Source organism: Streptomyces sp. JW3, assembly GCF_052216785.1.
Taxonomy (GTDB): domain Bacteria; phylum Actinomycetota; class Actinomycetes; order Streptomycetales; family Streptomycetaceae; genus Streptomyces.
Genome location: NZ_JBQOUX010000038.1, coordinates 1 through 18,303, shown reverse-complemented (window position 1 = coordinate 18,303; position 18,303 = coordinate 1). Strand labels below are relative to the sequence as shown.

General features: G+C 71.9%; 20 protein-coding genes and 1 riboswitch. Of the genes, 10 read left to right on the top strand and 10 right to left on the bottom strand.

Annotation, left to right across the window (positions count from 1 at the left end; genetic code table 11):
- Positions 1-195: 195 nt before the first annotated feature.
- Together ACTT8P_RS17460 and ACTT8P_RS17455 are read right to left on the bottom strand one after the other, a co-directional pair.
- Entirely contained in the window at positions 196-378 is a 183-nt protein-coding gene (locus ACTT8P_RS17460) for a DUF397 domain-containing protein (RefSeq protein ID WP_442832570.1), read from the bottom strand.
- Between the two features lie 10 nt (positions 379-388).
- On the bottom strand, positions 389-1,243 hold the full coding sequence (locus ACTT8P_RS17455; protein ID WP_442832569.1) for a helix-turn-helix domain-containing protein: 855 nt from the start codon (positions 1,241-1,243) through the stop codon (positions 389-391).
- Between the two features lie 469 nt (positions 1,244-1,712).
- Between ACTT8P_RS17455 and ACTT8P_RS17450 the strand changes: the two genes are divergently transcribed.
- Complete coding sequence (locus ACTT8P_RS17450; RefSeq protein WP_442832568.1) at positions 1,713-1,934, top strand: hypothetical protein; 222 nt, start codon at positions 1,713-1,715, stop codon at positions 1,932-1,934.
- Positions 1,935-1,994: 60 nt separating this feature from the next.
- On the opposite strand, the gene ACTT8P_RS17445 is transcribed toward ACTT8P_RS17450, so the two are convergent.
- A complete protein-coding gene (locus ACTT8P_RS17445) occupies positions 1,995-2,570 on the bottom strand; it encodes a TerD family protein (RefSeq protein WP_361156251.1) in 576 nt (191 codons plus the stop codon).
- Between the two features lie 155 nt (positions 2,571-2,725).
- Here ACTT8P_RS17445 and arfB point away from each other — a divergent pair, with 155 nt between their 5' ends.
- The gene (arfB, locus tag ACTT8P_RS17440) at positions 2,726-3,163 is read left to right on the top strand and encodes an alternative ribosome rescue aminoacyl-tRNA hydrolase ArfB (RefSeq protein ID WP_442832567.1); all 438 of its coding nucleotides are present in this window, start codon (positions 2,726-2,728) and stop codon (positions 3,161-3,163) included.
- Between the two features lie 11 nt (positions 3,164-3,174).
- On the opposite strand, the gene ACTT8P_RS17435 is transcribed toward arfB, so the two are convergent.
- Both ACTT8P_RS17435 and ACTT8P_RS17430 read right to left on the bottom strand, forming a co-directional pair.
- Positions 3,175-3,684 (bottom strand): GNAT family N-acetyltransferase, encoded by a 510-nt coding sequence (locus tag ACTT8P_RS17435; protein ID WP_442832566.1) that lies wholly within the window; start codon positions 3,682-3,684, stop codon positions 3,175-3,177.
- 47 nt (positions 3,685-3,731) lie between these two features.
- A complete protein-coding gene (locus tag ACTT8P_RS17430) occupies positions 3,732-4,223 on the bottom strand; it encodes a flavin reductase family protein (RefSeq protein ID WP_442832611.1) in 492 nt (163 codons plus the stop codon).
- 409 nt (positions 4,224-4,632) lie between these two features.
- Here ACTT8P_RS17430 and cdgB point away from each other — a divergent pair, with 409 nt between their 5' ends.
- On the top strand, positions 4,633-6,321 hold the full coding sequence (gene cdgB / locus ACTT8P_RS17425) for a diguanylate cyclase CdgB (RefSeq protein WP_442832565.1): 1,689 nt from the start codon (positions 4,633-4,635) through the stop codon (positions 6,319-6,321).
- Positions 6,322-6,440: 119 nt separating this feature from the next.
- A complete protein-coding gene (locus ACTT8P_RS17420) occupies positions 6,441-7,448 on the top strand; it encodes a carbohydrate-binding protein (RefSeq protein WP_442832564.1) in 1,008 nt (335 codons plus the stop codon).
- Positions 7,449-7,504: 56 nt separating this feature from the next.
- Here ACTT8P_RS17420 and ACTT8P_RS17415 read toward each other — a convergent pair whose 3' ends face one another.
- The 3 genes from ACTT8P_RS17415 to ACTT8P_RS17405 form a co-directional block, all read right to left on the bottom strand.
- Positions 7,505-8,434, bottom strand: a complete 930-nt coding sequence (locus tag ACTT8P_RS17415; protein ID WP_442832563.1) for a 1-phosphofructokinase family hexose kinase — start codon at positions 8,432-8,434, stop codon at positions 7,505-7,507.
- A gap of 93 nt (positions 8,435-8,527) precedes the next feature.
- A complete protein-coding gene (nagA, locus tag ACTT8P_RS17410) occupies positions 8,528-9,757 on the bottom strand; it encodes an N-acetylglucosamine-6-phosphate deacetylase (RefSeq protein WP_442832610.1) in 1,230 nt (409 codons plus the stop codon).
- A 5-nt stretch (positions 9,758-9,762) separates the two neighbouring features.
- Positions 9,763-10,698, bottom strand: a complete 936-nt coding sequence (locus tag ACTT8P_RS17405) for an ROK family protein (RefSeq protein ID WP_442832562.1) — start codon at positions 10,696-10,698, stop codon at positions 9,763-9,765.
- A gap of 117 nt (positions 10,699-10,815) precedes the next feature.
- Here ACTT8P_RS17405 and ACTT8P_RS17400 point away from each other — a divergent pair, with 117 nt between their 5' ends.
- The 4 genes from ACTT8P_RS17400 to ACTT8P_RS17385 all read left to right on the top strand — a co-directional run bounded on the left by ACTT8P_RS17400 (position 10,816) and on the right by ACTT8P_RS17385 (position 13,940).
- Positions 10,816-12,069 carry an extracellular solute-binding protein gene (locus tag ACTT8P_RS17400; RefSeq protein WP_442832561.1) on the top strand — a complete coding sequence of 418 codons (1,254 nt, stop codon included), beginning with the start codon at positions 10,816-10,818 and terminating at the stop codon, positions 12,067-12,069.
- A gap of 39 nt (positions 12,070-12,108) precedes the next feature.
- Positions 12,109-12,351, top strand: coding sequence for a DUF3263 domain-containing protein (locus ACTT8P_RS17395; protein ID WP_442832560.1), 243 nt, complete (start codon positions 12,109-12,111; stop codon positions 12,349-12,351).
- A gap of 68 nt (positions 12,352-12,419) precedes the next feature.
- A complete protein-coding gene (otsB, locus tag ACTT8P_RS17390; RefSeq protein WP_442832559.1) occupies positions 12,420-13,295 on the top strand; it encodes a trehalose-phosphatase in 876 nt (291 codons plus the stop codon).
- 129 nt (positions 13,296-13,424) lie between these two features.
- Positions 13,425-13,940: a hypothetical protein gene (locus ACTT8P_RS17385; protein WP_442832558.1), complete on the top strand. Its 516-nt coding sequence runs from the start codon at positions 13,425-13,427 to the stop codon at positions 13,938-13,940.
- 7 nt (positions 13,941-13,947) lie between these two features.
- Here the strand turns inward: ACTT8P_RS17385 and ACTT8P_RS17380 are convergent, their stop codons facing one another.
- Together ACTT8P_RS17380 and ACTT8P_RS17375 are read right to left on the bottom strand one after the other, a co-directional pair.
- On the bottom strand, positions 13,948-15,336 hold the full coding sequence (locus tag ACTT8P_RS17380) for an alpha,alpha-trehalose-phosphate synthase (UDP-forming) (protein WP_442832557.1): 1,389 nt from the start codon (positions 15,334-15,336) through the stop codon (positions 13,948-13,950).
- A 42-nt stretch (positions 15,337-15,378) separates the two neighbouring features.
- On the bottom strand, positions 15,379-16,323 hold the full coding sequence (locus tag ACTT8P_RS17375) for a glucosyl-3-phosphoglycerate synthase (protein ID WP_442832556.1): 945 nt from the start codon (positions 16,321-16,323) through the stop codon (positions 15,379-15,381).
- A gap of 156 nt (positions 16,324-16,479) precedes the next feature.
- Positions 16,480-16,621: riboswitch (SAM riboswitch) on the top strand.
- A 17-nt stretch (positions 16,622-16,638) separates the two neighbouring features.
- Between ACTT8P_RS17375 and thrC the strand changes: the two genes are divergently transcribed.
- Both thrC and ACTT8P_RS17365 read left to right on the top strand, forming a co-directional pair.
- The gene (thrC, locus tag ACTT8P_RS17370; protein WP_442832555.1) at positions 16,639-17,919 is read left to right on the top strand and encodes a threonine synthase; all 1,281 of its coding nucleotides are present in this window, start codon (positions 16,639-16,641) and stop codon (positions 17,917-17,919) included.
- A 58-nt stretch (positions 17,920-17,977) separates the two neighbouring features.
- A complete protein-coding gene (locus tag ACTT8P_RS17365; RefSeq protein WP_442832554.1) occupies positions 17,978-18,253 on the top strand; it encodes a MoaD/ThiS family protein in 276 nt (91 codons plus the stop codon).
- The last annotated feature ends 50 nt before the right edge of the window (positions 18,254-18,303 follow it).

Genomic DNA, 18,303 nt, shown 5'->3' with positions numbered 1-18,303 from the left:
ACGGCACGGGAGCCTCGTCCGTTTCGATCCTGCGTCCGCCGGCAGCCCAGTCACCCGATCGGTGGCCACACTGAAAAGGCTCACGGATCAGAGTCTTGGTCGGCGTGGTCGTTACTTCCAGGCAGTTGGCTGCCTCGGCGCTGTACGTCGACTTCTGCCAGTCGCTACTGGGCATGGATGACTCCCATTGAGAGATCAAGGCTTTGTTTTGACCGTGTGCGAGAGGAAGTCTGCCCATGCGGCGGGAGGGAAGGTGAGGCGGGCTGCCGTGGGGGTCTTGGAGTCGCGGATCAGGATCGCGGTCGCGGCGGTGGCTATCTCGACGCAGTTTGAGCCGTTGGGGCTGTAGCTGGACTTGTGCCAGGCGAGGGGTTGCATGACGTTCCCTTCAGAGAGTTCGGGCGAGGCGTTCGATGAACTTGCGTGTTGCGGAAGGGTCGAGCGCGCAGGACTCCATACGGTCCAGAAGGATTCCGTACTGAGACAAGTACGTTTCCGAGTCGAGGAAGACGCAGCCGCCGTGCTGGGTGTCCAGTTGCACAGTGTCGAGTTGGGGGACCGGCCCGATCGCGTAGTCGAAAGGCTGGCCGCTGCCGGGGAAGCCGCGTGAGGTGAAGGGAATGACCCGGACGGTGACGTTGTCTCGTTCGCTCAGCCCCAGAATGTGGAGCAGTTGTGCGCGAGTGACGTCCGATCCCCCGTACTGCATGCGGAGTGCCGCCTCATGGATCAACGCTGTGTAGGCGAGTCCACCGTCGCGGTGAAGAACCTCTTGCCGTTTGATGCGGTACGAGAGGCGGTGTTCGAGTTCGTAGGGGCGGAAGGGCGGGACGGCGTCCCTCAGCATCGCCCGGGCGTGATCGGCGGTCTGAAGGAGCGCGGGGATGTGAAGCGGCAGGGCTACGCGCAACGCGGTCGCGTGGTGTTCCAGCTCGGCGAGGTCGATCAACCCGACAGGAAGATAGTCCCGGTACTCGTCCCACCAGCCACGGGTGCGGCCACCCGTCATGGCGGCGAGCGCCTCCACCAGTTCCATGTCGAGGCAGTTGTACGTATGCGCGATAGTGCGCACCCGATCCGCACTGACGGCGTAGCGGCCCGTCTCGATGCCGCTGATCTGTGTCTGCTTGAGGCCGAGCCGCTCCGCCGCAGCTGTCGCGGTCAGGTCGGACTGCTCGCGAAGTTTGCGGAGTTCGGCGCCGAGACGTCGCTGGCGCAAGCTGGGCGGGGTGCTGGGCGGCACGGTCCTTCTCTCGTCACGGCGCGTCCCTCGCGTCACTCCCACGAGGGAAATGTAAATTATTGCCTCTGTTCGATGTTAAGTATCACATCATGCGCTCTAGGGTGGGTCTCGCTTCACCGGCCAACTTGCCGTTCCAGTAGGCCGGAAGCGCACCCTCAGGCACAGTCGCCGCCACGAGCGGCCGTTGGACAGGCCAAGCCGTCCTCCCTTCCTTCCGGAGACCCCCATGCGCACCGTATCCCCGCCCCACACCTGGGCGTACGCCCTCCGCCTCCCCCCATGACCCCAGAGCCGCACGCGTCGCACGTATGACCGTGCGGGCCGCTCTCGGCGGGCACGGGCGGCACGAACTCGTCGACGACGTCGAACTGATGGTGTCCGAGTTGGTCGGCAACGCGTACCGGCACACCGGCGGCCCCTGCTCCCTACGGCTCACCGGGCTGCCCGACGGACGCCTCCGCGTCGGCGTGTGGGACGGTCACCCGCACTTCCCGCGCTCTTCGCCGAACCCCCTGGGGCCCGCCTCGCCCCCGCCCCTCCCCAGGCCGACGGCGGACGCGGACTGCACCTGGTGCGGGAGTACGCCGACTCCTGGGGCGCCTGGTCGATCGAGGAAGCGCTGCCCAGCCGGCGCGGGGCCGGGAAGCTGCTCTGGTTCGAGGTCGGAACGTCCCGGCCGGTCCCGGGGTGAAACAGCCCCGGCCCCGCCGAGCCGAAGCTCAACGGGGCCGGGGCTGAAAGACAACCGGTGTCAGACGTTCACGCCGAAGTCCTGGGCGATGCCCACCAGGCCCGACGCGTAGCCCTGGCCCACCGCGCGGAACTTCCACTCCGCGCCGTTGCGGTACAGCTCGCCGAAGACCATGGCGGTCTCGGTGGCCGCGTCCTCCGACAGGTCGTAGCGGGCGATCTCCGCGCCGCCGGCCTGGTTGACGATGCGGATGTAGGCGTTGCGGACCTGGCCGAAGTTCTGCGAGCGGTTCTCCGCGTCGTAGATCGAGACCGGGAAGACGATCTTCTCGATGTCGGCCGGGAGGCCGGCCAGGTTGACGTTGATCGCCTCGTCGTCGCCCGCGCCCTCACCCGTGCGGTTGTCGCCGGTGTGGACGATGGTCTGGTCCGGCGTCTCCTTGTTGTTGAAGAAGACGAAGTGGGCGTCCGAGAAGACCTTGCCCTGGGTGTTGACCGCGATCGCGGACGCGTCCAGGTCGAAGTCGGTGCCGGTGGTGGTACGGACGTCCCAGCCGAGGCCCACGGTGACGGCGGTCAGGCCCGGAGCCTCCTTGGTGAGCGAGACGTTGCCACCCTTGGACAGGCTTACAGCCATTGTTGGGAGTCCCTTCCCTCGTGTACGTACGGCAAGAAAGCTACAGCTACCTCAAAGAACGAAGAGGGGGGTACGCAAGGTTCCAGCTCCCTTTACTTTCTTTACCTCGGATATTCGGGTGACGTGGACCGGGCCGGGACGGGAACATGGACCCCATGTCCCCCTCGTCCGGTCCGCATGTCGTCCGAGGCTCCGTCTCCCTCCCGGAGGCCGAGCTGATCTGGCGTTTCTCGCGGTCGTCCGGGCCCGGCGGGCAGCACGTCAACACCACCGACACCCAGGTGGAACTCCGCTTCGACCTCGCCCGCACCGAAGCGCTCCCCGAGGTGTGGAAGCGGCGGGCGCTGGAGCGGCTGGCGGGGCGGCTGACCGACGGCGTCGTCACCGTACGCGCCTCCGAGCACCGCTCCCAGTGGCGCAACCGGGAGGCCGCCGCCGTACGCCTCGCGGCGCTGCTGGCCGAGGCCACCGCGCCGCCGCCCAAGCCGCGCCGCCCGACCCGCATCCCGCGCGGCATCAACGAGCGCCGGCTGCGGGAGAAGAAGCAGCGCGCCCAGACCAAGCGGGGACGTACCGGGAAGGGCTGGGACTGAGGGCCGGACGGTCAGTTCCCCTTCCGCTCCCCTTCCGCTCCCCCGTCCGCGTCCGCGGACAGGTCCAGCACCGCCACCCGTTCCCCCTCCACCGTCTCCCCGTTCGGCCAAAAGCCCAGCTTCCGATAGAACGGCTCGGGACCCGCCGGGCCGAGGTGCCAGGAGACGTAGAACTCCTTCGTCCCGCGGCGGCGCAGTTCCGCCGCCACCGACTCCACCGCGAACCGGCCGTAGCCCCGGCCCTGCTCGCCCGCCGCGATGTTCAGCCGCCACAGCCCGGAGCGGCGGACGCTGCCGTCCTCGAACCAGTCGATGTCGAAGAAGGCCATCAGGAAACCGACCGGGCGGCCGGCGTCGACGATCAGGCGCGGCCAGGCGGCGTCGGGATGGACGTATGCCTCGGCCAGCGACTTCACCACGGGGGAGACCGCGAACTCCTGGTCGGGGCGGACCCGTACACCGAGCGCGGCGGCCAGGTTGCGCGGAGTGATCTCTTCGAGCTGCGGTCCGGGCGTCGTCATGGGTGGACGGTAGGCGGAGAACTCCCCGCGCGGCCACGGATTTCCGCTCAGCCCAACTGCCGGTAGCGCCCCCGGAAGTAGGTCAGCGGGCCGCCCTCCGTGCTCGGCACCCGGGCGGTCAGCACCCGGCCGATCACCAGCGTGTGGTCGCCGGCCGGCACCCGCTGCTCGGTGCGGCACTCCAGGGTGGCCAGCGCCCCGCCGACCAGCGGGGCGTCCGACTTCGCGCCGCGCGCGTACGGGATGTCCTCGAAGAGCAGACGGTCGCTGAGCCGGCCCTTCATCGCGAACCGGCCGGCGATGTGCCGCTGGCTCTCCGACAGGACCGAGACCGCCCACAGGGGCTGTTCGTCCAGCAGGTCGTCCATGCGGGAGCCCTCGCGCAGGCTCACCAGGACCAGGGGCGGGTCGAGGGAGACCGACAGGAAGGCCGTCGCCGTCATGCCCACGTCCTCCCCGAGCGGGGCGGTGGGGTCGTCCGGGTCCAGGGACGCCTCCCGCGCGGTCACCAGGACCACACCCGAGGCCAGCCGGGACATGGCGGCACGGAACTCGTCGTTGCTCACTCCCTCAGCATGCACGGCCGCTGAGGAAGGAGAGGACACGGTGGCGGGGCTGGAGTCGGACACCCGGTCACGCTAACGGCCACTCCCCGGCACCCGCATCGGCCCCCGGTCCCGGACCGGAGACCTAGGACCAGCAAGGACAAAATTTGCGTTCAGGAAACGCACCGGGAAAGCGCGGAAACGCCGCCCAATTGTTCATCTTTCGCTGTGACTTGAGTCACAAGAGGTAGGAATTGTTGACCCTGTGTACCGAGTGGGCAGCGCGCTGTGATTCAGTGGCGGGGAAGCTGCAAGAGCATCATCGATGCATCATCGTGCACGATCCGGCAAAGGCGCCGAAGAGAACCCTTGATTCGCGCGAGGTCTCGGGGGGAGGGCGAGCATGGAGACCGAGTCGGAGCCGTACGTCCGCCTTGCGTCCCTTCGGCAACTGCACCAGGCCATGGCCGACATGAACACGGCCCGCAGCCTGGCGGACACCTTGCAGACCGTCGCGGACGGCGTGGTCCACGCCCTCGGCTACGAGATGGCGTGCGTCAACCTCGCCCGCCCCGACGGCGACCTCGTCGTCGCCGCCTTCGCCGGGAACTCGGCCGCCGAGGCCCTCATCACCGGCCGCGTCGGCCCCCGCGCCTCCTGGGAGCGCCGGCTGAACATGGGCGAGCGCTGGGGCGACCTGATCTTCATACCGCACACCGAGGGCTGGATCCTCGACGACGACGACGTACCGCAGTGGTACACCGACGGGCCCGCGCCCCGCTTCGAGGACGAGTGGCACCCCTCGGACCGCCTCTTCGCCCCCATGTACGCTCCCGGCCCGCAGGGCGGCGGCACCAGCGGCGAGCTGATCGGGGTGCTCTCGGTGGACCGGCCGCGCAACGGCCGCCGGCCCGGCGCCTGGGGCCGCGAGGCTTTGCAGATGTACGCGTTCCAGGCGGCCATCGCGATCAGCAACGCCCGGCTGCGCTCCAACATGCAGCGCGCCCTGGTCCGCCTGGAGCGCGAGCAGCAGGCCCTGCGCGCCAGCGAGGAGAGCTTCCGGCAGGCGTTCGAGTACGCCCCCTCCGGCATGGCCATCGCCGAGATGGGCGGCGACCAGCACGGCCGCATCCTGCGCACCAACGACGCGCTGTGCCGGCTGCTGGGCCGCCCCGCCTCCGCGATGCGCCGCTACTCCTTCTCCGACCTGGTCCACCCCGAGGACATCGGCACCCTGCTGCGTACCTCCGCCGAGGGCGGCCGGGCCGAGCTGCGGCTGCGCCGCCGGGACGGCTCCCACATCTGGACCTCGCTGCGCAACAGCGTCGTCGCCGACGCCGCCGACGGACCCCGCTTCCTGCTCACCCACGTCGAGGACATCGAGGAGCGCAAGCGCCGCGAACTGGCGCTGGCCCACCGCGCCTCCCACGACTCCCTCACCGGCCTGCCGAACTCCGCCGAACTGCGCTCCCGCCTCGCCGCCCGGCTGTGCACCCGCCCGCAGTCGGCGCACCCGGCGGTCGACGCCATGGACGCCGCCTACGGGGACGCCCCGCACAACGACCTCGTCCTCGACTCCGGCGGGCACCGCTTCGACTTCGACTTCCCGCCGCAGCTTCCCGGCCCCGGCCCGTACGACGGGCACGACCACCATGTGCACGCCATCACTCCCGAGGGTGACCGGGACGACGGCACCAAGGGGCTCGCGGTGCTCTTCTGCGACCTCGACGGCTTCAAGTCGATCAACGACCGGTTCGGGCACAACGCGGGCGACGCCGTCCTCATCGAGGTCGCCCGGCGGCTCTCCGGCGGCGTCCGCGACGGCGACACGGTGGCCCGGCTCGGCGGCGACGAGTTCGTCATCCTCGCCGACGGACTCGGCCGAGCCGACGCCGCCGACCTCGCCGTACGGCTGCGCAACGAGATCATCCAGCCGATCCGGGCCGAGGGCCGGGCGGTCCGGGTGGGCGCCAGCTTCGGCATCGGATGGGCGCACTGCGGCATGACCGCCGACGAGGTGCTGAAGTCCGCGGACGAGCGGATGTACATCGAGAAACGATCTCGTCCCAAACAACATCGGCGGGCGGGATGACCCCCAGGTCAGCGAGTTGACGCGGTCCGAGTCACCCGTTCGGGTCACCGACACCGGGTAGGCTCGGCCTCTCACCACACGCACCGCACCCGCACCGCACCTGGTTAGGAGACCTAGGGATGACGCCCGGCAACAACGGCGCGAGCACGCCCGAGGACGACGACCCCTTCGGCTATCTGTACGCCGACGGGCAGGCCAACGGGGCCCAGCCGCCGTCCGGCGGCTACGGCTACCCGGGCTCGGTCAACCGCGTGCGCCCGGTCGGCACCCGCCAGTACGGCGGCCAGTCCGCCGCCCCCCAGGCCGCCCCGCAGCAGCAGGGCGCCTACGGCCGGCCGAACCCGCCGTACGGCGCCCAGACCCCGCCGCCCGGCGCGCCGAACCAGCCCTACGGCGCCCAGAACGCGCACTACGCGGCCCCGGAGACGCTCCCCGGCGGCGGCGCCCCCACCGCCGCGCACCAGCAGCCGGGGCACGGCGGCGGACGCGGCGGCGGGCGGCGCGGCCCCAACACCAAGGGCCTGCTGATCGGCGCCATCGCGGTGGTCGCCGCCGTCGTCATCGGCATCGGCGTGGCCATGACCGGCAGCGGTTCGGACGACGACAAGAGCGACGACCAGGCCGGCGGCGCCACCCCGACCCAGTCCGAGACCGGCGAGTCGTCCCCGTCCGCCAGCAGCAGCGCGCAGGACGACGCGGAGCTGCCCACCACCGACGCCGCGGGCCTCCAGCTCAGCGGCGCCGCCACCGCCTCCGACGTCGAGGGCGCCGAGTCCGCGGGCGGCACCTACGTGACCGGCCTCAACCAGAGCGGCGCCTCGGCCACCTGGACCGTCGACGGCATCCCGAAGGACGGCGTCTACACCCTCTTCGCCCGCTACAGCACCGCCGACGCGGACCAGTCGATGACGCTGACGGTCAACGGCAAGGTGTTCGGCAGCAAGCTCAACCTGGGCAACTTCGCCGGGGCCAAGGACGGCGACTACACCAAGGGCTGGACCCAGACCTACGCCTACCCGTCGCTCAACAAGGGCACCAACACCCTCTCCGTCTCCTGCCAGGACGGCGACAAGTGCGACATCCTGCTGGACCAGCTCTGGCTGAAGGAAGGCCAGGTCAAGAGCTGATACGGGGGCTGAGGCTCAAGAGCTGATACGGGACTGAGACCGGTGACCGCACCCGGTCAGGCCGCGCCGGCCTCCGGGAGCACGGTCACCCGGCCGAGCAGTTCCTGGTAGGCGGCCCGGTCGTACTCGCCCGCCACCGGCGCCAGCACCGTCGCCGCCGACAGGGCGACCGCGCGGGCCAGCCGGTCCGGCCAGGGCAGCCGCTCGGCCAGCCCGGACAGCAGGCCCGCCACCGCCGAATCGCCGGCGCCGGTCGGATTGCCGTGCACCCGGGCGGGCGGCGCGGCCCGCCAGCGGCCCTCCCCGGTCACCGCCAGCAGCCCGTCGGCGCCCAGTGAGGCGACCACCGCGCGGGCACCGCGCCGCCGGGCGTCCTGGGTGGCCCGCAGCGGCTCGTAGGAACCGGTCAGCTCGGCCAGTTCGTCGGCGTTCGGCTTGATCAGGTCGGGGCGGGCGGCCACCGCCCGGCGCAGCGGCTCGCCGCTGGTGTCCAGCAGCACCGGTACGCCGGCCGCCCGCGCGGTGCGCACCAGGGCGGCGTACGCGCCCACCGGGACGCCCGGCGGCAGGCTGCCGCACAGGGCCACCGCCGAGACTCCGGCGAGCAGCTCCTCGTACGCCTCCTGGAACGCGTGCCACTCGGCGGGGGTGATCAGCGGGCCGGGTTCGTTCAGCTGGGTGGTGTCGCCGGTGCGTTCGTCGACGACGGCGATGGTGCGCCGGGTGGCGCCGGCCACCGGCAGCAGCGCGTCGGCCAGCCGTGCGGTGCCGGTGAGGCCGTCCCGCACGGCGCGGCCGGTGGCGCCCCCGGTGAAGCCCGTGACCGTCACCTCGTGCCCGAGGGACGCCAGCACCCGGGCCACGTTGACGCCCTTGCCGCCGGGCCGTTCGGTCACCTCGGTGACCCGGTGGGAGGCGTGCGGGGTCAGGCTCCGGACGCGGTAGGTGAGGTCGAGAGCGGTGTTCAGCGTGACCGTGAGGATCACCGAGCCGGCCTCCCCCGATTCCCCGAGTGCGTACGAACGTGATCGCTTCGATCATGCCAAACGGACGGCGGTCGGCCCAGCCCCCGGCACCGATCAGCTCGGTCCGGGCGCCACCACCCACTGGCCCCGGCGCATCACGCCCACCACGTCGAACGCGGCGTCCAGCACCACCAGGTCGGCGTCCTTGCCCGGCTCCAGCGAACCCACCCGGTCGGCCAGGCCGAGCAGCCGCGCCGGGTTGGCGGAGATCGCCGCGACCACGTCGCCGACCGGCAGCCCGTCCACCGTCACGGCCCGCTTGAAGGCCCGGTCCAGGGTGAGCGTGGACCCGGCGATCGAGTCGCCCTCCACCAGCCGGGCCACCCCGTCGCGCACCGCCACCTCCAGCGGGCCGAGCAGATAGCGCCCGTCGCCGAAACCGGCCGCGTCCATCGCGTCGGTGATGAAGGCGACGCGGGCCGCGCCCGCGTGGTGGAAGGCGAGCCGGAGCGCGGCCGGGTGCAGGTGCACGCCGTCGTTGATCAGCTCGACGGTGACCCGCTCGTCCTCCAGCAGGGCGGTGATCGGGCCCGGCGCGCGGTGGCCGATCGGCGGCATCGCGTTGAACAGGTGGGTGGCGACGGTCGCGCCCGCGTCGATCGCCCCAAGCGTCTGCTCGTACGTGGCGTCCGTGTGCCCCACGGCCGCGAGCACGCCGTGCTCGACCAGCAGCCGTACGGAGTCCAGGCCGCCCGGCAGCTCGGTGGCCAGCGTCATCATCCGCGCGTGGCCGTGCGCGGCGTCGATCAGCTTGCGGACCTCCGCCGGGTCGGGGGCGCGCAGCAACTGCTCGTCGTGCGCGCCCTTGCGGCACGGGGAGATGAACGGGCCCTCGAAGTGGATGCCGGCGATGTCGCCCTGCTGGGCCAGCTCGGCGAGCATCCCGGCGTGCCGGGCGAGAAAGTCCAGGTCACCGGTGACGGCGGAGGCGACGACGGTGGTCGTGCCGTGCCGGCGGTGCGTGGCGACGCCCTTCAGCACGTCCTCGGCGGTGCCGCCGGCGAAGGAGGCGCCGCCGCCGCCGTGGTTGTGCAGATCCACGAAGCCGGGGACGATCCAGTGCGCCGTCAGGTCGATGACGTGGGCGTTTTCCGGGGCGGTGGCGGTGATGCGGGTGCCGTCGACGACGACTTGGCCTGCTTCGACGGTTCCGGTGGGGAGGACAACGTTGGCGCCGGACAGGATCAGGGGGGAATGGTCCGTTGCGGGGTGCGGGTTGTTCGTGGTTGCTCGCGCCCCGCGACGGAGTCGCAGATCGGCGCTGTCCCGCGCCCCTGAGGGCATGTCCGTCACGTTGCTTCCTCCGTACGGTCGAGTAGATCCCAGGCCAGCAGGCCGGCGCCGCGGCAGCCCGCCGTGTCGCCCAGGGCCGCGGGGACGATGGATGGTGGGGTCTGGAAGGTGAGCCGGCGGGCCACGGCCTCGCGCAGTGGTGTGAACAAGGTTTCCCCGGCCTCCGCCAGGCCGCCACCGATGATCAGCGCCCGGGGGTCCAGCAGGGTGAGGGCGGTGACCAGGCCGTCGGCCAGGGCGTCCACCGCCTCCTGCCACACCCGCAGCGCCCGTACGTCCCCGGAGTCGACGGCCTTGGCGCAGTCCGCGGCGTCCGCCGCCGGGTCGCCCGTGGCCGCCGCCCACGCCTGCCCGACGGCGCTCGCGGAGGCGTACCGCTCCAGGCAGCCGCGCTGCCCGCACGGGCAGGGCACGCCGGCGGGACGTACGACGACGTGGCCGATCTCGCCCGCGAAGCCGTGCGCGCCGCCCTCCACCCGGCCGTCGATGCCGATGGCGCCCGCGATGCCGGTGCCGAGCGGGACGAAGAGGAAGCGGTCGGCGCCCCGGCCCGCGCCGATGCGGCCCTCGGCGAGGCCGCCGGTGCGCACGTCGTGGCCGAGGGCGACCGGGACGCCGCCGAGCCGGTCGCTGAGCAGGGTGCGCAGCGGGACGTCCCGCCAGCCGAGGTTGGCGGCGTAGACGGCGAGGCCGCGGGCGTCGTCGACGATGCCGGGTACGGCGACGCCGGCCGCCGCGGGCGGCGTGCCGAACCGCCGCGTCCCGAGGGCGCCCAGGTCGGCGGCGAACTCCAGGATGGACTCGACGACCGCCTCGGGCCCGCGGTCGCGGCCGGTGGGCCGGCGGTCCTGGTGCAGCAGCTCGCCGCCCGGCCCGGCCAGCGCGGCCTTCATTCCGGTGCCGCCCACGTCCAGGGCGATGACATGTCTCACGGGGACAGTGTGGCCCGCTGACCCGCGAGAGGTCTAGTCCACTCGCGTGGTGTAGACCTTGATCCGGTAAACGGACAACGGTCGGCGAAAACCGGTCGGCGAGGTGGGGAGCGAACAGTGCGGCGGCGTGGAAAAGGGACGATCGCGGTGGTGTCCGCGCTGGGCATGACGGCGCTCCTCGGCGGCTGCGGCGCGGGCGGCTCGGACAAGGTGACGCTGCGGCTGGTCGCCGCCGACTACGGCTCCGGGAAGTCCAACGGCTCCCAGCGGTACTGGGACGAGCTGGCCGCGTCGTACGAGTCCAGCCACCCCGACGTGCACGTCGACGTCACCGTCTACTCCTGGAACGACGTCGACCGGAAGGTCCGCGAACTGGTCGACGCCGGCCAGGCACCCGACCTGGCGCAGATCGGCGCCTACGCCGACTACGCGGACGAGGACCTGCTCTACCGGGCCGACGACCTGCTCTCGATCCCCACGCAGGCCGACTTCGTCTCCCAGCTCGCCACCGCCGGGCAGGTCAACGGGGTGCAGTACGGGATGCCGTTCGCGGCGTCCACGCGGGTGCTGTTCTACAACAAGACCCTCTTCGCCAAGGCGGGCCTGAGCGCGCCCAAGAGCTGGGCCGACCTGGCCGACGCCGCCGAGGCGCTGAAGGCCGAGGGAGTGACGTACCCCTACGCGCTGCCGCTCGGGTCCGAGGAGGCGCAGGCGGAGACCATGCAGTGGATGCTCAGCGGCGGGGGCGGCTACACCGACACGCTCGGCACCTACAGCATCGACTCCGCGCAGAACATCGACACCTTCAGCTGGCTCAAGGACGAACTGGTCGACAAGGACCTGACCGGCCCGGTCGCGCCCGGCGAGCTGAACCGCGCGGACGCCTTCGCCGCGTTCGCCAAGGGGGAGGTCGGCATGCTCAACGGCCACCCGTCGCTGATGGCGATGGCCGAGAAGAAGGGCGTGAAGTTCGGCATGGTGACGACGCCCGGGGTGGACGGGCCGAGCAAGAGCACGCTGGGCGTCACCGACTGGATGACGGCGTTCAAGAAGAACGGCCACCAGGAGGAGGTCGGTGACTTCCTCGACTTCGTCTACAGCGACGCCAACGTCCTCGACTTCTCCCGCCGCTACGACCTGCTGCCGGTCACCGGCTCGGCCTCCGAGACGATGGCCGCGGCGGACCAGGACAAGGACCTGCGGCCGTTCCTCGACGAGCTGGTCTCCTCCGAGCTGTATCCGGTCGGCGAGACGTCCTGGGCCACGGTCAGCGCGGCGATCAAGAAGAACATCGGCAAGGCGGTCGCCGCGGGACAGGACCCGAAGTCGGTCCTCGCCCTGCTCCAGACGACGGCGACGCAGGCCGACTAGCCGCGTCCGGGTGTCAGTGCCCGGCGTTACGGTGCGGTCATGGACGAAGGCGGGCGGCGGTCACTGGGGGAACGGGAGCGGGGCATCCTCGCGCTGGAGCGCCGGGGCTTTGCCGGCCCCGGCGCGAAGGAACGCGCGATCCGTGAGGAACTGGGCCTGGTCCCGGTCCGCTACTACCAGCTCCTCAACGCCCTCCTGGACGACCCCCGCGCCCTGCGCGAGGACCCGGTGACGGTGAACCGGCTGCGCCGGGTACGGGATGCCCGGCGGGCGGAGCGGTGAGGCGGCCGTGCTCGGACCGGGCCGGTCACCGAGGCGTGGCACCCGCCCCCGCGGGATAGGTTCGCCGTATGGGCAGCCACACGAGTCATCCGGACGTCACCCCCGACCCGCCGGCCCCCCTGCCGACGCCCGCCACCGAGGCCGGGCGGGCCGGGCTGGACGGCATCCTCGCCGACCCCCGCCAAACGGCGATCGCGCTCGACTTCGACGGCACGCTCGCCGAGATCGTGCCCGACCCCGACCGGGCCCGCGCCCATCCCGCCGCGGTGCCCGCGCTGGCCGCGCTCGCCCCGCGGGTCGGCTCCGTCGCGGTGATCACCGGCCGCCCGGCCGAGGTCGCCGTCCGGCACGGCGGCTTCGCGGACGTACCCGGCCTGGAACACCTCGTCGTCCTCGGCCACTACGGCGCCGAACGCTGGGACGCCGCCACCGGCGCCGTCACCGCCCCGCCCCCGCACCCCGGGGTCGCCGCGGTCCGCGCCGAACTGCCCGCACTGCTGGCGCACAGCGGCACGGAGGGCACCTGGACCGAGGACAAGGGCCGCTCCGTCGCCGTCCACACCCGCCGGGCCGCCGACCCGGGGGCCGCCTTCGAGGCGCTGCGCGGCCCGCTCACCGACCTCGCCGCCCGGCACGGCCTGATCGTCGAGCCCGGCCGCATGGTGCTGGAGCTGCGCCCGCCCGGCATGGACAAGGGCGCCGCCCTGCTGGACCACGTCCGCGCCACCGGCGCCCGCTCGGTCCTCTACGCCGGCGACGACCTCGGCGACCTCCCCGCCTACGCCGCCGTCGACCGGCTGCGCGCCGAGGGCGTCCCCGGCCTGCTGGTGTGCAGCGGCAGCGACGAGGTGACGGAGCTCAGGAAGCGGGCGGACACGGAGGTGGCCGGCCCGGCCGGGGTGGTCGCCCTGCTGGCCGCGCTCGCCCGCCGGCTGGCCGCCTGAGACAACGTCACAGCGGGTTCTCCCGCATGTCACAGGCCCGTCCTGACGTCGAGTACGGGACAACCGGACCGGTGCCCTCCCCTGTCCTGCAGATCGGAACGCCCGATCACCACAGTGGAGGAGAGTCCCATGGCCGCTCGCAAGATGTCGCTGCTCGGCGTCGCCGCCGTCGCCGCCGCCCTCACGCTCACCGCCTGCGACAACGGCGGCGGAAGCGACGCCGCGGCGCCCGCCGCCACGAGCGCCGCCCAGTCGTCGACCGCCACGGCCGACGCCACCACGACCGACCCGGCCGGAACCACTGCCGGCACCGACGACACGGCCTCGTCCGGCACGGACACCTCCGGCACGGACACCTCCGGCACGGACACGTCCGGCACCTCCACGACCACGCCGGCCTCCGCCGTGGACACGGACCGGTGCACCAACCAGCTCGACTACGCCGGCGACCCCCGCTCCAACGCGGAGATCAACTCCATCGGCTCCGACACCGGCACCTGCCCGGCCCCGTTGACGGGCACGGCGGCGCAGGGCGACACCGCGTGCACGGACCTGATCGACTACGCCGGCGACCGCCGCTCCAACGCCGAGATCAACTCCATCGGCATGGACACCGGCTACTGCCCGGCCGTCCGGACGAAGTAGCCGCCGCTCAGCCCCGCAACGCCGCCAGCTGGTCCAGGAACCACCGGGCCGGCGGCAGCGCGGTCGCCGCCGCCGCCAGCCGCTTGGACCGCTCGGCCCGCTCGCCCGCCGGCAGGCCGAGCGCCTCGTGCAGCGCCTCGGCCGTCCCCGTCACGTCGTACGGGTTGACGACCAGCGCGTCCTCGCCCAGCTCCTCGTACGCCCCCGCCTCCCGGGACAGCACCAGCGCGCACCCCTCGTCGGAGACCACCGGCACCTCCTTGGCGACCAGGTTCATCCCGTCCCGGATGGGGTTGACCAGCGCCACGTCCGCCAGCCGGTACGCCGCCAGCGACCGCGCGAAGTCGTCCTTGACGTGCAGCACGACCGGCGTCCAGCCCGCCGTACCGAACTCCTCGTTGATCGCCTCCGCGACCCGCCGCACCTCGGCCGTGTACTCCCGGTAGACGGCGAGGTCCTGCCGGGACGGGTAGGCGAACGCGACGTGCACCACCCGCTCGCGCCACTCGGGCCGGTCCGCCAGCAGCCGCCGGTAGGCCAGCAGCCCGCGCACGATGTTCTTCGACAGCTCGGTCCGGTCGACCCGTACGACGGTCTTCCGGCCTTCCCCGATCTGCTCCCGCAGCGCCGCCATCCGCTCGTCCACATCGGCCTCGTGCGACCGCTTGCGCAGGAAGTCCGCGTCCGCGCCCAGCCCGTGCACGCCGATCACCGTCTCCCCGAGCCCGCCCACCAGCGTCTCGCAGCACGCGGTGAACGCGTCCGCCCAGCGCCGGGTGAGGAAGCCCAGCCGGTCCGCGCCGAGCATCCCGCGCAGCACCTGCGCGGCGATGTCGTCGGGCAGCATCCGGAAGTACTCCACCGGCGCCCACGGCGTGTGCGAGAAGTGGCTGATCCTGACGTCCGGGCGCAGCTCGCGCAGCATCCCCGGGACCAGCGTCAGGTGGTAGTCCTGCACCAGCACCGCCGCGCCCTCGGCGGCCTCCTCGGCCAGCGCCCGCGCGAACGCCCGGTTGAACGCCTCGTAGGACGCCCACTGCCGCCGGAACTCCGCGTCGAAGACCGGCTCCAGCGGCGTCTGGTACAGCATGTGGTGCACGAACCACAGCACCGAGTTGGCGATCCCGTTGTAGGCGTCCGCGTGCACCTCGGCCGGGACGTCCAGCATCCGCACGCCGTCCTCGCCGGCCCCGCGCCGCACCGCCTCGCGGTCGTCGTCGGTGAGCGCGGAACAGACCCACAGGGCCTCCGCGTCCGGTCCGATCGCGGAGAGTCCGGAGACCAGTCCGCCGCCGCCGCGTTTCGACCGCAGCGAACCGTCCTGCTGGATCTGGTACGAGACGGGGCCGCGGTTGGAAGCCACCAGCACACGGGCGGCACCGAAGGTTGAAGCCATACGCCTCAACCTAGCCCGGCCGCCAGCAGCTCAAACGTACGTTCACGCGACCTTGCGCCGCGCGTACTCGGCGATCTCCAGCATCGGCGGCCGTTCCTCGGTGTCCACCGAGAAGGTGCGCGGCTCGAATCCGTCCGCGCCGCGCTCGAACTGGGTCAGCGACGGCCGGATCAGATGGCCCCGGGCCAGCCTGAGCTGCGCGGTGCGGTAGATGGCGGCGGCCATCCGGCCCAGCGCCTGCCCGTCCTGGTGCCGGTGCCTGCGCACCCCCACGTCCACCTGGGCCAGCGCGTCCAGGCCCACCAGGTGCAGCGCGTCCACCAGCATGCCCAGCTCCACGCCGTACCCGACCGGGAACGGCAGCTGCTCCAGCAGCGACCGGCGGGCCGCGTACTCGCCGCCCAGCGGCTGCACGAACCCGGCCAGCCGTGGCCAGTGCATGTTCAGCAGCGGCCGGGCCATCAGCTCCGTCACCCGGCCGCCCTGCCCGGCGGCGCCGCCCAGCGGACGGTCGTACATGGCCTTGACCAGGTGCACGTCCGGGTCGGTGAGCAGCGGGCCGACGATGCCGGTGACGAAGTCGGACGAGAACTCCTTCAGGTCCGCGTCGACGAACGCCACGATGTCGCCGCCGGTCACCAGCAGCGACCGCCACAGCACCTCGCCCTTGCCGGGCACCGGCGGCACGCGCGGGAGCACGTCGTCCCGGTGCGCGACCCGCGCACCGGCCGCCGCGGCCACCTTCGAGGTGGCGTCCGTCGACCCGGAATCGACCACCACGATCTCGTCCACCAGCGGCACCTGGCACATCAGATCGTGCCGGATCGCCGCGACGATCTCGCCGACCGTCTCCTCCTCGTTCAGCGCGGGCAGCACCACGCTCACCGTCTGCCCGGAGCGCTGCTTGGCGGCCAGGACGTGGTGCAGCGGACGGTCGGACACGGACCAGGAGCGTGTGCTCAGCCACCGCTCGACTTCTTCCAGCAAGGTCCCCGGCTCCTCCCTGTACGGACCACGTACCCCTTATGTGATCCATCTCGCGCATCGGACGACTATCTCAACTGTCCTGGCCGTCGGTTACAGTCTTGAACAACGCGGATGACCATCGCATGTCGGGGGTGGCCGCCGCTGACAACCACATATTGCTCATCCAGAGGGGCAGAGGGACACGGCCCGATGAAGCCCCGGCAACCCTCCAGTCGGCACTCGTGAAGAAGCGAGGCTCCCGGCTCGGGAAGGTGCCAAATCCGTCTCACGGCGAGATGCGTCGTGAGGAAGATGAGGAGAAAGGGCCTCGCCTCCATGGCTGTGCAGACTGCCGAATCCCCCACCACCTCTGTTGATCTCGGCCCCGCCGCGGCGCTCTCCTGCCGCGAATGCGGCCACCGCGTGCCGCTCGGCCCGGTCTTCGCCTGCGAGGAGTGTTTCGGCCCGCTGGAGATCGCTTACGACTTCTCCGGCTACGACACCGAGAAGCTCCGCGCGCGCATCGAGGCGGGCCCCGCGAACATCTGGCGCTACGCGCCCCTCCTTCCCGTCCCCGCCGACGTGGCCGACAAGCCCAACATCAACCCGGGCTGGACCAAGCTGGTCAAGGCCGACCGCCTCGCCGCCGAGCTGGGCGTCACCGGCGGCCTGTACGTCAAGGACGACTCGGGCAACCCCACCCACTCCTTCAAGGACCGCGTCGTCGCCCAGGCCCTGGAAGCGGCCCGCGCCTTCGGCTTCACCACCCTGTCCTGCTCCTCCACCGGCAACCTGGCCGGCGCGGTCGGCGCCGCCGCCGCGCGGGCCGGGCTGCGCTCGTGCGTGTTCATCCCGCACGACCTGGAGCAGGGCAAGGTCGTCATGGCCGCGATCTACGGCGGCGAGCTGGTCGGCATCGAGGGCAACTACGACGACGTCAACCGCTTCTGCTCGGAACTGATCGGCGACCCGGCCGGCGAGGGCTGGGGCTTCGTCAACGTCAACCTGCGGCCGTACTACGCCGAGGGCTCCAAGACCCTGGCGTACGAGATCTGCGAGCAGCTCGGCTGGCGGCTGCCCGACCAGCTCGTGGTGCCGATCGCCTCCGGCTCCCAGCTCACGAAGATCGACAAGGGGCTGAAGGAACTGATCGAGCTGGGGCTGGTCGAGGACAAGCCCTACAAGATCTTCGGCGCGCAGGCCGAGGGCTGCTCGCCGGTCTCCACCGCCTTCAAGGCCGGCCACGACGTGGTCCGCCCGCAGAAGCCGGACACCATCGCCAAGTCGCTGGCCATCGGCAACCCGGCGGACGGCCCCTACGTCCTCGACATCGCGCGCCGTACCGGCGGCGCGGTGGAGGACGTGAACGACGAGCAGGTCGTTGCGGCGATCAAGCTCCTGGCGCGCACGGAGGGGATCTTCGCGGAGACGGCGGGCGGGGTCACCGTGGGGGTGACCCGGAAGCTCATCGAGGCCGGTCTGCTGGACCCGAGCCTCACCACGGTGGTGCTGAACACGGGCGACGGGCTGAAGACGCTGGACGCCGTCGCCGGTACCGGGCTCACGGCGACGATCCGGCCGAGTCTTGAGTCGTTCCGTGAGGCGGGGCTGGCGTAACGCGCAGTTCCCCGCGCCCCACGCGCCCCTAAGCGAATAACCCGACCGGAGGTTTCAAGTGAGTGTTTCTGTCCGCATCCCCACCATCCTGCGTACCTACACCGGCGGGCAGGCCGAAGTGAGTGCCGAAGGGGCCACCCTCGGCGAGGTCATCGCCGACCTGGAGAAGAACCACACCGGCATCTCCGCCCGGGTCCTGGACGACCAGGGCAAGCTGCGGCGGTTCGTCAACGTCTACGTCAACGACGACGACGTCCGCTTCGAGCAGGGGCTGGAGACCGCCACCCCCGACGGGGCCGGCGTCTCGATCATTCCCGCCGTCGCCGGCGGCTGACCCGGCCGGTCACGGACCGTTCCCCTGAATTGCCCCCTCCGCAATAGAAG

Excerpts from the sequence above, each read along its gene's own strand:
- otsB (WP_442832559.1), top strand. The coding sequence starts at position 12,420 with ATGGGCAGCCACACGAGTCATCCGGACGTCACCCCCGACCCGCCGGCC.
- ACTT8P_RS17460 (WP_442832570.1), bottom strand. The coding sequence starts at position 378 with ATGCAACCCCTCGCCTGGCACAAGTCCAGCTACAGCCCCAACGGCTCA.
- ACTT8P_RS17420 (WP_442832564.1), top strand. The coding sequence starts at position 6,441 with ATGACGCCCGGCAACAACGGCGCGAGCACGCCCGAGGACGACGACCCC.
- ACTT8P_RS17445 (WP_361156251.1), bottom strand. The coding sequence starts at position 2,570 with ATGGCTGTAAGCCTGTCCAAGGGTGGCAACGTCTCGCTCACCAAGGAG.
- ACTT8P_RS17385 (WP_442832558.1), top strand. The coding sequence starts at position 13,425 with ATGGCCGCTCGCAAGATGTCGCTGCTCGGCGTCGCCGCCGTCGCCGCC.
- ACTT8P_RS17435 (WP_442832566.1), bottom strand. The coding sequence starts at position 3,684 with ATGACGACGCCCGGACCGCAGCTCGAAGAGATCACTCCGCGCAACCTG.
- ACTT8P_RS17430 (WP_442832611.1), bottom strand. The coding sequence starts at position 4,223 with ATGTCCCGGCTGGCCTCGGGTGTGGTCCTGGTGACCGCGCGGGAGGCG.
- cdgB (WP_442832565.1), top strand. The coding sequence starts at position 4,633 with ATGGAGACCGAGTCGGAGCCGTACGTCCGCCTTGCGTCCCTTCGGCAA.
- ACTT8P_RS17380 (WP_442832557.1), bottom strand. The coding sequence starts at position 15,336 with ATGGCTTCAACCTTCGGTGCCGCCCGTGTGCTGGTGGCTTCCAACCGC.
- ACTT8P_RS17395 (WP_442832560.1), top strand. The coding sequence starts at position 12,109 with ATGGACGAAGGCGGGCGGCGGTCACTGGGGGAACGGGAGCGGGGCATC.
- nagA (WP_442832610.1), bottom strand. The coding sequence starts at position 9,757 with ATGCCCTCAGGGGCGCGGGACAGCGCCGATCTGCGACTCCGTCGCGGG.
- thrC (WP_442832555.1), top strand. The coding sequence starts at position 16,639 with ATGGCTGTGCAGACTGCCGAATCCCCCACCACCTCTGTTGATCTCGGC.
- arfB (WP_442832567.1), top strand. The coding sequence starts at position 2,726 with ATGTCCCCCTCGTCCGGTCCGCATGTCGTCCGAGGCTCCGTCTCCCTC.